At 69.8% G+C, this 13,339-nt stretch carries 11 protein-coding genes; 6 read left to right on the forward strand and 5 right to left on the reverse strand.

The annotated features are described in order from the left end of the window. The first annotated feature begins 103 nt into the window (after positions 1–103). The 5 genes from Q4A20_RS01925 to Q4A20_RS01945 all read left to right on the forward strand — a co-directional run bounded on the left by Q4A20_RS01925 (position 104) and on the right by Q4A20_RS01945 (position 6,992). Positions 104–421, forward strand: coding sequence for a WhiB family transcriptional regulator (locus Q4A20_RS01925; RefSeq protein ID WP_303119588.1), 318 nt, complete (start codon positions 104–106; stop codon positions 419–421). Next, complete coding sequence (locus tag Q4A20_RS01930) at positions 418–4,479, forward strand: glycosyltransferase (RefSeq protein WP_303119591.1); 4,062 nt, start codon at positions 418–420, stop codon at positions 4,477–4,479. The genes Q4A20_RS01925 and Q4A20_RS01930 overlap by 4 nt, the downstream gene beginning before the upstream one ends. Continuing rightward, positions 4,476–5,966, forward strand: a complete 1,491-nt coding sequence (locus Q4A20_RS01935) for a DUF5719 family protein (RefSeq protein ID WP_303119594.1) — start codon at positions 4,476–4,478, stop codon at positions 5,964–5,966. Before Q4A20_RS01930 ends, Q4A20_RS01935 begins: the two co-directional genes overlap by 4 nt. Positions 5,967–6,019: 53 nt before the next feature. Continuing rightward, positions 6,020–6,463, forward strand: a complete 444-nt coding sequence (locus Q4A20_RS01940; protein ID WP_303119597.1) for a metallopeptidase family protein — start codon at positions 6,020–6,022, stop codon at positions 6,461–6,463. A 91-nt stretch (positions 6,464–6,554) separates the two neighbouring features. Further along, positions 6,555–6,992, forward strand: coding sequence for a DUF3499 domain-containing protein (locus Q4A20_RS01945; RefSeq protein WP_303119599.1), 438 nt, complete (start codon positions 6,555–6,557; stop codon positions 6,990–6,992). Here Q4A20_RS01945 and Q4A20_RS01950 read toward each other — a convergent pair. Continuing rightward, on the reverse strand, positions 6,989–7,855 hold the full coding sequence (locus tag Q4A20_RS01950) for an RDD family protein (RefSeq protein WP_303119602.1): 867 nt from the start codon (positions 7,853–7,855) through the stop codon (positions 6,989–6,991). The genes Q4A20_RS01945 and Q4A20_RS01950 overlap by 4 nt on opposite strands. Before the next feature lie 14 nt (positions 7,856–7,869). Between Q4A20_RS01950 and Q4A20_RS01955 the strand changes: the two genes are divergently transcribed. Further along, complete coding sequence (locus Q4A20_RS01955) at positions 7,870–8,865, forward strand: stage II sporulation protein M (RefSeq protein WP_303119604.1); 996 nt, start codon at positions 7,870–7,872, stop codon at positions 8,863–8,865. Between the two features lie 29 nt (positions 8,866–8,894). Here the strand turns inward: Q4A20_RS01955 and Q4A20_RS01960 are convergent, their stop codons facing one another. The 4 genes from Q4A20_RS01960 to Q4A20_RS01975 form a co-directional block, all read right to left on the reverse strand. Continuing rightward, entirely contained in the window at positions 8,895–10,187 is a 1,293-nt protein-coding gene (locus Q4A20_RS01960) for a DUF58 domain-containing protein (RefSeq protein ID WP_303119606.1), read from the reverse strand. A gap of 91 nt (positions 10,188–10,278) precedes the next feature. Beyond that, positions 10,279–11,439, reverse strand: coding sequence for a MoxR family ATPase (locus tag Q4A20_RS01965; protein ID WP_303119608.1), 1,161 nt, complete (start codon positions 11,437–11,439; stop codon positions 10,279–10,281). After that, complete coding sequence (locus tag Q4A20_RS01970; RefSeq protein WP_303119611.1) at positions 11,436–12,638, reverse strand: DUF4350 domain-containing protein; 1,203 nt, start codon at positions 12,636–12,638, stop codon at positions 11,436–11,438. Before Q4A20_RS01970 ends, Q4A20_RS01965 begins: the two co-directional genes overlap by 4 nt. Next, on the reverse strand, positions 12,635–13,333 hold the full coding sequence (locus Q4A20_RS01975; protein WP_303119614.1) for a DUF4129 domain-containing protein: 699 nt from the start codon (positions 13,331–13,333) through the stop codon (positions 12,635–12,637). Before Q4A20_RS01975 ends, Q4A20_RS01970 begins: the two co-directional genes overlap by 4 nt. Between the last annotated feature and the right edge of the window lie 6 nt (positions 13,334–13,339).

Genomic DNA, 13,339 nt, shown 5'->3' on the forward strand with positions numbered 1-13,339 from the left:
GCCGTCGCAATTGAGTGAATTTCCCGGCCTCGGCTTGACTCGCGGAGGCTCACACCCGTGTAATTCTACGTATACATCGTCCTTGTCCTGAAAGGAGGCCATCGTGTGGAACATCCTCGGTGACGGGCCGCTTGAGCGGTCTGACGGCGCCGACGACGAGGCGCTCCTTCTTCTGCTCGGCGACGACGATCCCGATGAGGGCCCGCTGGCGTGGCAGGAGCGCGCCCTGTGCGCCCAGACCGACCCGGAGGCGTTCTTCCCCGAGAAGGGCGGCTCCACCCGCGAGGCCAAACGCGTGTGCGCCTCCTGTGAGGTCCGCGAGGAATGTCTGGAGTACGCACTGGCCAACGACGAGCGCTTCGGGATCTGGGGAGGCCTGTCCGAGCGCGAGCGGCGTAAGCTCAAACGGCGCGCTGTATGAGTCGGGCTGGAGGTGCCGTGCAGGAGTCCGCGCCTGGCGGGGTCCTCGCGGTCCTCGTCTCCGCCGGGGTCACTCCGTACTTGCCTGAGACCCTGCGCGCGTTGTCCGATCAGTCCCTCGCCCCGGAAGTGCTGCTGATCGTCGACGTCGCCTCCCGTGCTAATGGGCTCGGCGACGGCACGCCCATTGAGGAGGCCGTGGTCGCCTCCGGTGTTGATGACTTCGCTGCTGTGCGCGTGGTGCATGCCCCCGAGGCGACCGGTTTCGGTGACGCGGTGAAACGTGGCCTGGCCAAATACGCCGAACTCATCGCCAAGGGCAATCGCAGACGGCGCCGGCGAGGTGCCGACCGTCATATCGGGACGCAGCCGACGGACTGCGAGGATGCCTCCGCCGCGGCATCCGCAACCGGATCCGGACCACTCACCGGGCCTACGGGGGCCATGTCTCCGATCTCCGAGGCCGAGGTCCGTGGAGTGTCCCGCATCAACGCGCCCGCCGAGGAGGCCTTCAACGGCTCCTGGCTCTGGTTGCTGCACGACGACTCCGCCCCCGGGCCGGACTGTCTGGCTTGTCTGCTCGCAGCCGTCCGCACGGCCCGCTCGGTGGCTCTGGCCGGCCCCAAACAGGTCGACTGGGACCGACCCCATGAGCTGTTGGAGGTAGGTCTGCGCACCACCGCCTCCGCCAGGCGGGCCAACGACGTGGTTGAGGGGGAGGTCGATCAGGGTCAGTATGACGACCGTTCCGATATGCTCGCCGTGGGCAGTGCTGGAGCGCTGATCGACCGCGTGGTCTGGGATGAGCTTGACGGCACCTCCTGCGCATTTCCGATCTTCGACGACGGTCTGGAATTGTCCCGGGCCGTACGTCTGGCCGGGCATCGCGTGGTGGTGGTCCCTAACGCCATCATTCGTCACCGTCGCGCCAGTTACCTAGGGCTGCGCCCCGGTCAGCGGATCCACGGCTCAAGCCGGGCCGGACAGGATCGCGGATCCGGTGAGCCGCTCGATCTCGGCCCGCCTGCCGCGGCTGCAGAGCCCGACCCGGATCGGTCGTTCCGTGCGCGGCGTGTAGCCCAGCTGACCGCGTGGGCGACTTTCTCAGCCCGGCCGGTTTGGATGCTGAGGGTGTGGTTCCTCATGCTCGGGCTGGCCCGCGCCGCCTGGCGGCTGCTGACCAAGGCCCCCGCATTGGCCCGCGACGAATTGGCCGCGGCGCTCGCCGTCGCCGGACGCACCGCCGCGATCCGCAGCGGCCGCAGGCGTCTGGCGGAACACCAGGAGGTACGCCGCTCGGTGTTGGCCGAGCTGTATGTCAGCGCAGGAGACATCCGTGCCTCCCGCCGTGACCGGCGCCGGCAGGAGCGTGAACGCGCCGCCCGCGAGGCGGCCCGCAGTGAGTTGGAACTGCGTGAGTTGGCCGCCCTGACCCGACGGCGCCGCCTCGGCCTGGCCTGTGTCATGATCGTTGTGACCGCGGTCGCCGCCGTCGGGCTGTCGCAGATCCTGGTAACACGCACGGTAATGGGTGGCGCCCTGCCGGGCCTGGGGGCCGGCTGGCGAGAGCTGTGGGACGCCGCCTGGTCCACCTGGGCGGTCTCGGGCGACGGCTACCCCGCCGCTATAAGCCCCCTATTGGCCGTACTCGCCCCACCTGTGGCGGTTGGCTCCTGGTTCGGTCTCGACGGCGACGCCCTGATGCATTTGCTGTTGGTGCTGGCCATTCCACTGGCCGCACTCGGAGCCTGGTACGCCGCCGGCACGATCACCCGCCGCAATCCGCTGCGCGCCTGGGCCGCATGTGTATGGGCGCTGGCGCCGGCGCTACTGCTGGCGGTCGGGCAGGGGCGGCTGACGGCTGTGATCATTCACCTGGCGCTGCCGTGGGCGTTGACGGCTCTCGCCCGCGCGCTGGGGACGGACCGGCGCGACGTGATCCTGTCAGGGATGATCGGCGCGCACCACGCCACCCAGGCGGAGAAGGACGAGCTGGACCGGTTCGCGGCCGAAACCATTGAGGACCTGGCCGAACTCGCCGATGACACAGCTGCCGAGCAGGCGCCGGATCGGGCGGCAGACAGTGCCTCGGTCGCCGATGACACAGCGGCGGAGGACGAGGTGATCCCGGTGTACTCCGACGCGGTCGCAGACGCGGCCATGCTCGACCCCGACGCCCCCGTCCTGAGGCCGACCGCGAGCACCGAGGACGCAGCCGCCCCGGAACCGGGGACATCGGTGCAGGCGGCAGAGAGGTCGGTCGACGCCCCGTCCGGCACGGATCCCGCTGATGCGGGCGACTCTCATGGCTCCGGCGCGCACGGGACCGACTCGGAATCGACTGACACCGGAACGGCTGCGGCGCAGGCTGCCGGAACCGAGGCCGCGGTGATGCCCCCGGAAGGTTACGGGCCCGGTTCGCCCACCGCCGCCGCAGTCGCAGGTCTGCTGCTGAGTCTGATCGTCGCTGTCGCCCCGGTGACCGCCGTGCTGAGCATTGGCGGGCTGATCCTGCTGGCAGTGTGTGTGCGCCGCAGCGCGCCGCGGCTGCTGCTCACGCTCTTGCCGGTCGTGGCCACTGCCGCACCCGCCTGGTGGCGTGCCCTGCGCCTGGCACAGGCAGGCGACCCGGGCGACGCCCTGCGCTATCTTCTCACCGACACCGGTCTGCCTGTAGCGGTCGCCCCGCCGAGTACCATTGAGACTCTGTTGGGTATGCCGGTCGATGTCGAATCACTGCTCAGCGATCCGGCCCTCGCGCTGACCGCCAAGGTTCTACTGGCCTTCGTTCCTGCGGCCGCGGTCTGTGGCCTGCTGACCGGCGGACGCCGCGGGAACCGGGCCCGTGCCGGCTTCGTCCTGGCCCTGGGCGGGCTGGGTCTGACCGCCGTCGGCACCCGCGTCGTCACCGCGGTCGGCACCCATGCCGATGGCACCGGATCTCTTACGGTCACCGCGTGGGCGGGTACCGGCGTGTCCTTCGCCCTGGCCGGCCTACTGGCCGCCGCCCTCGTTGCCGGCGACGCCGCGTACGCGGCGTCGCCGGTTTACACCGCCGGATGGAGGCGCTGGGTGCGTGTGGGTCTGATCGGCGTGAGTGCAATCGTATTTGCCGCCCCGCTGACCGTGGGTGCTGCGTGGGCGGTGGCAGCCCGTTCATCCACCGCCACCGGCGGCGATGCCGAGGTGATGGCCCTGCAGCCAGCCAGCAGCCGGATCCCAGTGATCGCCACGGAGATACAGGCCTCCGACACCGCCGGGAGGGTCCTGATCCTGTCCGCGACCGATGCCGGACTGCGCGCGCGCATCTGGCGCGGTGACGGAACCCAACTGGCCGATGTGACCCCCGACGTCCTGGCCGCACAGTTCGCGGCGCGTGTGGCCGCTGATGAGACCGCGCCGACCGTCGGCTCCATCGGGGCTCCGGGTGCGACCACCACACTGACCACCGTCCTCAACGACCCTGCCGACGCCGAACTGGCCGACCTGGTGGTGCGCGCCGCCGCCGGCCAGGACGAGTCCGTCGCCGACTCCCTGGCTGCCCATGGCATCGCCGTCGTGCTGCTGACCGATTCCGCCGGCGATGACCTGACCGCCTCCACCCGTGCCGGCTTGGAGGCGACTCCGGGGCTGGAGCAACTCGCCCGTACCGGTTCCGGAACCTCCTGGCGCGTCGCTCCAGCAGGTGCCACCGACTCCGCCCGGGTCATGCTGGTGGATGCCGCCGGCACCGCAACCAGTGTTCCCTCCGCCGGCACCGGCCGCACGGTGGTGCGTACCCGGCTGGAAGCGGGCGCCGGCCGGCGTCTGCTCATTCTTGCCGAGCGCAATGACGGCGCCTGGCGGGCCACGCTGAATGGTGAGCCACTCCAATCCAGTACCCTCACCGACGCCACCGGCCGCTGGCGCACGGCATTCGTCGTCCCCGCCGACGGTGGCGAACTCATCGTTACGCACGGCACCGCCCTAGGCGCCGTAGCCGCCGGCGGCATTGGACTCGTCTGGGCCGTGACGGCCCTGGCTGCACTGCCTCTGCGCCGCAGGAGGAGCACCGTATGAGCGCATCGCGCCGCCGTAAGCTGTTCGCCGTGTCCGGCAGGGTGGCCTCCGCGCTCCTGGTACTGGCCGCGGTCCTCGCCCTGACTTGGTGGGGGACCGACACGCCCCGGGCCACCAGCCAGAACGTCACCGCCACAGCCGTTCCCGCCCCCACGGGTAGCCTTATTTACGCTTGTCCCGCCGCGCCCGCCAACACCATCGGCGGCGTCGACATAGACGAGCCGACGACGTCCACAAGCATCACAGCCCTCGGCCCGGATTCAACCCTCACCTACGGCTCCACCGAACTCAAAGAAGCTGTCACCAGGCTGACTCAGGCCGATGGCGGTCTGCTCACGGCACAGGCGGCCGACGTCAACTCCTCCGGTGCCATCGGCGTAGTTACCACGCTGACCGCGGGGGGCGACCTGCGCGGTCTCACCGCTACCCCCTGCACTCCGCCGGCATCCGTGGCCTGGATCGTCGGGGGCTCGGCCGCCATCGGTTCCTCCGCGGAATTGCGGTTGACCAACCCCGGCGTCACCACGGTAACTGCCACTATTCACTTGTACGGATCCACCGGCGAACTCACACTTCCCTCCTCCGGACAGGTTGCCGTAAGAGCCGGGGAGACCGTCACGGTTCTGCTCGAGGTCGCCGGGGCACTGGATGATCGCCTGGCGTTGAGGGTGGAGGCGGACGGCGGTTCGCTTATTCCCGTCCTGGTCACCGAGTCGCTGGACGGCGAGACCCCCGCGGGCGTGGATGTTCTCACCGCCGGCGCCGCCCCCGGCACCGACCTGACCGTCCCCGGTGTCGTGCTCGTGAATGCCGCGGACCAGGGGGAGGAGGTAATCGCCGGCGCCGCCTCCTCCGACTCGCCGGCGGTGCGCATCGTCAACCCGGCGGAAGCCCCCGCTGAGGTCTCGATCTCCCTGATCGGCGCCGACGGCGAGGAGGAACTTCCGGGTGCCACTGCCGTCACCGTCGACGCCGGCGCCGTCTTCGACGTCTCTTTGGCGGGTGTTGCGCCCGGGGCGTACGCCGTACACGTCGTCTCCGACGCTCCCGTCGGTGCAGCAGTCAAACTCGTTCGCAGTGCGGGGGAGTATCCCGAGCGCTCCGGTGCTCTTGCCCACGACACCACCTGGGTGCAGGCCGCCGCGGCCGCCGGAGCCGATACCACTCTCGCCCTGCCCCGGTTGGATGGCTTGGACACCACCCTGGTGCTTACCAACACCGACCGGGCCGATACCACCGTCACCCTGGCCGCAGCCGACGGGGACTGGACTGAACAGGTCGCCGTCCCGGCCGCCAGTACGCTCACCCCCGAGGTACCCGACGAGGTTTCGGCACTGGTGATTACCGGGGCGAGCGGCTCGCGGATCTCTGCGGCTGCCGTGGTCACCGCCGAGGTGTCCGGCGATGTGCCGGGCACACTCATCTCGGTGGTGCCTACCGTGCCGGATGCCGCCACTCAGGGGTCCCGCAATCTCCTGCTGCACTGATGTCCGGGTGCGGGGGCGCCGTACGTACGCGGTGATCGTCTATGGTGATGGGCATGCCCAGGTCCTCTCACCTGCATCCTGCGCGCGTTCCCGCTTCAACCCGCCGCCGCGACCGGCATGGGCGTGGGCTGCGGGGTCCGCTGCTGCCTCCCAACCTGCCCGCCTGGCGCACTCGGGCGGAGCACTTCGACGCCGCAGTCATCGCCGCCGCCGACGACCTGTCTCGGCGGCACCCGGAGATCGCGCGGATGCAGTTCGCCGTAGAGGAGGTGCCGCCGTCCGACCCCGCTCCCTGGGAGCACGGCGTGGTCCTGGGGCGAGGATTCGGCGCCGAACCGCGGGCCGGGCTGCCCACCCGCATAGTGCTGTACCGGCGTCCCATCACCTCCCGTTCAGCCGACGACGCGGAACTGGCAGGGCTGATCCGCCGCGTAGTGGTGGAGCAGGTCGCCCTCATGCTCGGACGCCGCCCGGAGGAGATCGACCCGTCCTCTTGAGCGTCCGCCTACATGGGCGCCGTGATCGAATCCGCCCGGCACGAGGCCGATGCTCCCACGCCCTGTGTCGTGCCCGCGGTAGCCTGCGGGCGTGAGAAGAGTCCGACACTGCCGCAGGCCCGGCTGCGAGAATCCGGCGGTCGCCACCTTGACCAGCGTGTACGCCGACTCCACGATCGTGCTTGGCCCTCTGGCCACGCAGGCGCAGCCCGAGGCTTATGACTTGTGCGAGAGGCACGTGGAATCCTTCACGGCGCCACGCGGTTGGCAGGTGATCCGGCTCGCCACCGACTTCCAGCCCGCCCCGCCATCGGAGGATGATCTGACTGCGCTGGCCGACGCCGTCCGGGAGGCCTCACGGACGCCGCGCCCAAAGCCGCAGCCTGCCGAGCACGCCGGTCGGCCCACCGGTCTGCTGCCGACTTCACTGACCGATCCGCTGCCTGATCACCTGACGGGACTGGGAGACGGGGAGATCGGCCGCCGCGGTCACCTGCGGGTACTGCGCGGGGACAAGGCGGAGGACTAGGCGGGTGGAGCCACCCCATGCGGCAGGGCCTGCAGGGCGGCCCGAGAACGATCCTCCAACTGCCGGTCGCGGTGTTCCAACATGAACTCGCGGTCGCGCCGTGCCGCCAGGACCGCGGCCAGGAACCGCTCCGGGTGGGTGTACGGCGGGGGTGGGGGCGCCACGTAGGGTTCGGCCTGCGCCGCCAACTGCATGGCCAGGCGTGATCGTGCCTGCGGCTGCATGGAGGAGGCCCTTTGCAGGAAGGTGCGCGCAACCAGCGCCAGGTGCCCCGGCAGAGCACGCAGATCCGCGTCGGCGGCCCACGCGGCCAACTCCGGCGGCATGAGGATCGGCGGTGCGTCCTGGGCGCCGTTGCGGTCACGCACTGCATAGGTGCCCGCCAGCAGATCGCCCAGGCGCTTACCGCGTCGGGTCACCACGCAGGTCGCCATAGCCGGTATACCGGCGAACAACCAGATCTCGAGGACTCCCACCAACACCCGCACCAGGCTATGGCGCAGTCGCACGGCCCCGCCGTCGTCGCGAACAATGCGGGAGCCGGTAACCATACGGCCGGCTGAACGCCCCCGCGTGAGTACCTCCACCCCCAGAGGCACCGCCACCAGCCAGCCCAGAACCACCAGGGACAGCAACGACACCACCAGGGCATCGGAGGGATTGGGAAAGATCCGATCGCCGATTATCATGCCCGTGATCACCGTAATGACCAGGCCTGCGGCGTACAGGATGTAGTCGATAATCCCGGACAGAATGCGTGCGCCAGGGGACGCCGAGAACACCTCCAGGGCGACGGCCTCCCCGGTCACCATCAGATCCGGCGTCATCATCCGCTCGGATGAGGCGTCAGCTCCACTCATCATGACAGACTCCCCTCGTGGACATTGATGCTTATGCGGCCGCGCACCGTGACCAGTGGGACCGTCTGGACCGGCTGACATCCAGGCGTCGACTCACTGGAGCCGAGGTGGACGAACTGGTAACCCTGTACCGGGCGGCGGCCGGCCACTTCTCGCGCATTCGCACCGGCGCCCCGGATCCGGTGCTGCTGGCTCAGCTGTCCACTCGCATCGCATCCGCGCGCGGCCGCATCACCGGTACTCGTGAGGCTCGCGCGAGCGATCTGCGTCGCTTCTGGGCCGAGAGCGTCCCGGCGGCCCTGTACCGTCTGCGTTGGTGGACGGTGGCGGTCACCGTGGTGGAAGTGGCCATTGCCGTGATCGTGGGTGTGTGGGTACTGCGTACCCCGGAGGCGATGAGTACTCTGGGCACTCGGGGCGAACTCGACACCTACGCGCAGGAGTCCTTCGAGGCCTACTACTCCAACTACGCCGCGCGTGAGTTCGCGGGCCTGGTGTGGACCAACAATGCGCGACTGGCCGCCCTGTGCGTGGCCGGCGGCATCACCGGCGTGCTGCCCGCCTTCCTGTTGTTCGTCAACGCCGTCAACGTCGGTCAGGCCGGCGCCATCATGGCCGACCACGACCTGCTTGGGCAGTTCTTCGCCCTGATCACCCCGCACGGCCTGCTGGAACTGACTTGTGTGTTCGTAGCGGGCGCCGCCGGCCTGAAACTGTTCTGGACCATGCTCGTCCCGGGCCAGAGGTCGCGTGGCGTCGCGCTGGCCGCCGAGGGCCGTTCCCTGATCACCGTCGCGGTAGGACTGACAGCGGCACTCGCGGTAGCCGGATTCATTGAAGCCTTCGTCACTCCGGCCCAGATGCCCTGGGTTCTGAAGGGCGCGATTGGACTGCTTGCCCTGGTGGTGTTCTGGGCGTACACGCTGCTGCTGGGACGCCGTGCCGCCCTGGCCGGACACACCGGCGACATCACCGCGGAGGAGGCCGGCGCCGTCCAGGACGAGGTCGGCTGAGCCGATCCGCGTCGTAATCCGGGACCGCACTAGAGCCTCCCCGCGGCTTTGAGCGCCAGGTAGGTGTCAGCGAGCGCAGGGGCCAGAGCGCCCGGCTCGGCCTCCACTACCTCCACACCGGAGCGGCGCAGGCGTGCTCGCACTGCATCGAGTTCCACCAGATCCCGTTCGGCGGCGGCGGCGGTATACACCGACTCGGTGTCTTCACGCCGTGAGCGCAGTCTGTCCAGACCGGGGTCGGTCGCCGAGGCCACCGCCACCGTGTGTTTGCGGGCCAGACGGGCCAGGGTCCGCAGCATGGCCGCACTAGTACCCGAGCCGTCCAGGCCCGTGAGCACCACCACGAAGGCGTGTTGTGACAGGGAGGTGTCCACCGTTTCGGCCACCAGCGTCCAGTCGGTCTCGACCAGTGCCGGTTGCAGCGGGGCGAAGGTGTCTGCAAGTGCACCCAGCAGGGAGGTGCCGGAAACACCCCGCACCTGGGCCCGGGTCTCCACATCAACGGCGACGGCATCCACGCGATCTCCGGCACGCGAGGTCAGTGCCGCCAGCAGCAGCATCGCTTCGATCTGCGCGTCCAGCCGTGGGGCGTCTTCGAGTCGGGCTGCCGCCATCCGCCCGGTGTCCACCACGATCAGTACGCGTCGGTCCCGCTCCGGTCGCCAGGTGCGCACCACGACCTCTCCCCGCCGGGCCGTGGAGCGCCAGTCGATGGAGCGTACGTCGTCGCCGACTACATACTCGCGCAGGGAATCGAACTCGGTACCAGCTCCACGCACCATGACGGCGCTACGCCCGTCCAGCTCCCGCAGTCGGGCCAGTCGACTGGGCAGGTGACGGCGGGAGGAGAACGTGGGCAGCACCCGCAGTCGGGCGGGCACCGTCAGCGACGCCTGCCGCCCGGCCAGGCCCAGCGGGCCGCGCACACGTACCGTAACCAGGTCGGCGGTGCGGTCTCCGCGGCGGGTGGGCGTCAGCGCGGTGTGTATCCGCCTCCGCCTCCCGGCGGGGAGCTTCAGCCTTCGACGCTCTCCGGACGCCCCGGCCGACGGCGGCCAGGCATCCCGCACCCGCAGTGACATTCCGCGGCCGGTGGTGTTGGTCAGGGTCAGGGCGCTCGTCGTCGTCTCTCCCAGACGCACAGTGCGTGCCACCGCCCGGGTGGCGCGTAGACCCCTCGGTGAGGGGCTCGCGATCACGTCTACGACTACCAGCAGCGCCACCAGGGCCGTCCACGCCAGCACGGTGCCCGGCCGGGGTTCAAGCAGCACCAATACGGTTCCGGCGGCCAACAGCCAGACGGTGCGCATGGTCAAATACACGGGTGCCTCCTCTCAGCGGCGATCTGATAATGGGGTGCTGGCATCCGGACCGAGGCCGAGCCCGAGCCGGATGGTCCTCCGCCGGAGTGGGTCAGCGGGGCACCGGCACTGAGCGCAGTGCACTGTTGATGACGGACTCGGTTGATACGCCCTCGAGCTCCGCCTCGGCCCGCAACTGGATGCGGTGGCGCAGAGTCGGCAGGGCGAGCGCCTTGACGTCGTCTGGCGTGACGAAGCCGCGTCCCGACAACCAGGCCCAGGCCTTAGCCGTCGCCAGCAGCGCCGTCGCCCCGCGGGGAGACACGCCCAGCGCCACGGATGGGGAGGTGCGAGTGGCCCGTACCAGGTCGATGATGTAGGCCAGCACTTCCGGTGAGGCGTCCACGGTGCGCACCTGCTCGCGGGCGGCCGCCAGGTCGGCGGGGGAAGCGACGGCGCGCAGTCCGGCCGCCCGCAGGTCACGGGGGTTGAAGCCGGTGGAGTGACGAGACAGGACCTCGATCTCTTCGCCGCGGTCGGGCAGGGGCAGTACGAGCTTGAGCAGAAAGCGGTCCAGCTGTGCCTCCGGCAAGGGGTAAGTGCCCTCGTACTCAACCGGGTTCTGGGTGGCCACCACCATGAACGGGTCCGGCAGGGCACGCGGGGCGCCCTCCACCGAGACCTGGTGCTCCTCCATGGCCTCCAACAGGGCGGCCTGTGTCTTGGGCGGTGTGCGGTTGATCTCATCAGCCAGCAGCAGGTTGGTGAATACCGGGCCCTGCCGGAAGGAGAACTCGGCGGTGCGCGCGTCGTATATGAGCGATCCCGTCACGTCGCCGGGCATCAGATCGGGTGTGAACTGCAGACGCTTGGTGTCCACATTCAGGCAGGCGGCCAGCGACCGCACCAGCAGGGTCTTGGCCACTCCGGGCACGCCCTCTAGCAGCACGTGTCCGCCAGCGAGCATGGCGATCACCAGTCCGGTGACCGCGGGGTCCTGTCCCACCACCGCTTTGGCCACCTCGGAACGCACGGATACCAGTCGTGAGCGCGGGTCCGTGCCGCCTGCGGGTGTCTGCGACCGGGCCTGCGTCGGGCCGGAGTCGGTCGGCGCGGTGGCAGCGGCGGCATGCCGCGGGTCGTTAGCGTCGTCGCGACCGCTCGGAGCGACGCCGTATCCCTGAGCATCGCCGGTGGGCAGTGCCGTAGTGGGTGCGTCACGCTCATTGATCTGGCGGGCAGACTCGTCTTGCGGGTTGGGGGGAGTGGTCATCGTGGTTGGACCTCGCTCTCGATTTGTTCCAGGCGCACTGCCAGGTCCGTCAGGGCCTGGTCGTGCGCGGGGGTGGGCCCGTACAGGGCATGGTCGATCTCTGCGGCGGGTCGGCCCCCGGCTCGTGCGGCCGCCTCCAGCAGCTCCTCGCGGGGGGCGGAGACGGGCAATCCCAGGGAGCGTCCCAATCGCAGCGCGGCGCCTGCGCGCAGTGCCTGGGCGGCGCGTTCGCGGTCGCCGGCGCGCCGGTACAGACGGCCTCGCCCGACGGCGGTCTCGGTGGCGTGCACCACTACCGGTAAGTCCTCGGATACGAGCCGTCCAAAGCGGCGCCCGCGCACGAATGCCAGCGTCACGACGACGACCGTACCGAGCAGTATCAGCACCGGCAGCCAGGGCGGCTGGCGGGGATTGTCCCAGACAGTCGTTATGACGCTCGTCTGGGAGGCGTCCAGCCAGACCAGCCGCTGATTGTGCCCCAGGGCGCGGATGGCCAGGGCGGCGTTGCCGGCGGAGGTCAGTTTGGCGTTGGTGACGATCCGAGGATCGGCTATCACCCGCAGCGTGCCGCCTCCGTCGAGTTCGGCGGTGGCATAGGCGTAGGCGTCCTCACCAACCGGGAAGCAGCCGACGGCGCCCTGGGCTCCTACCAGGCCCACCGAGCCGGTGGAGCCCGCCAACTCCTGGGCGGCCACGGCGTCTGGATCCTGGCACTCCGGCTTGAGGGCGGTGCCGACGTCTGCGGAGGTGCCGGTGGGAATGAGCTCGGTCAGATCGCTCAGATCTTGAAAGAGGGCGCCCAGTACGACCACGTCCATACCGGACTCGGCGAGTTGCCGGCGGTTGAAGGAACTCAGCTGCCCGACGTTGAGCACGACTACGGTGCCCTTCACCGCGGCGGAGCTGACGGCCTCCTCGGTCGAGCGGGCATTGGTGACGTCTACGCCCTCGGCACGTAGTAGTTCGGCCAGTGCCCGAGTGCCGTTCTGGTGAGGATTGTCGATCGCATAGGGAACTTTGGAGGCATGGGGGGTGGTACATACGGTGGCCAGCGCGACGAGTACGAGTAGCGTACCGGCGGCCAAGAAGGGACGCCACCGGCGCACCCGCTCGCCCAGGCGCACGCCGACCACCTGGTCATCTACATCCGCCGATCCGGTGGTACTGGGACGGTTTGGCGTCGTTGCGGCTGCGCTCATGCGATCACCCGTTCGGCCTGGGATGCCGGGACGAGGACGGCACGGGCGACCTGGTCGGCGAAGTCACGCATCCAGGTGTCCTGAGCGGAAGTGGGTTCTATCCGCCCGTAGCGCACGGCGTCGAACAGGCGGGCGGCCTCATCCATCTGTCCCGCCAGTTCTGCCAAAGGCCCGGAGGCGAGCCTGGCCGCCTCATGCGCGGTCATCCCCGGATAGTCCTCAATGGCTCCCCGCTCATCCAAGGAGCGAACGACCGCCCTGAAGCGTTCAACGACGGCTGTTGCCCAGTCGCCCTGCCCGGCGGCGGCATCTGCGGCCCGGGCCAGGGCGGCGGCGTCGCGATCATCCTCGAACAGCGGGGCGCCGGTACGGGCGGCGCGCCGAGCCCAGGTGATACGGGTGACCAACACCACCAGTGCCGCCAGCAGGGCGATCACCAGCACCGCCACCAGCAGGACGGACAGCCACGGCGGTGCACCGGGCACGGCGGAGCGCAGGTCCAGGTGGTCGGTCAACCACTGCCATATCCGTTCCCACAGACCGTTCGCCTGATGCCGGTACACGGGTTTGGACAGTTCCTCCGCGGCGGCGCGGCGGGCGGAATCGGCGTCGGGCGTGGCCGGCACCTCCACAGGCGCGCGCAGGGCGCGAGCGGTGGCAACGGAAAGCAACGGCGGCGGGAACAATGCGGTCATGCGCTC

The organism is Actinomyces sp. (genome assembly GCF_030530635.1).
Classification (GTDB): Bacteria; Actinomycetota; Actinomycetes; order Actinomycetales; family Actinomycetaceae; genus Actinomyces.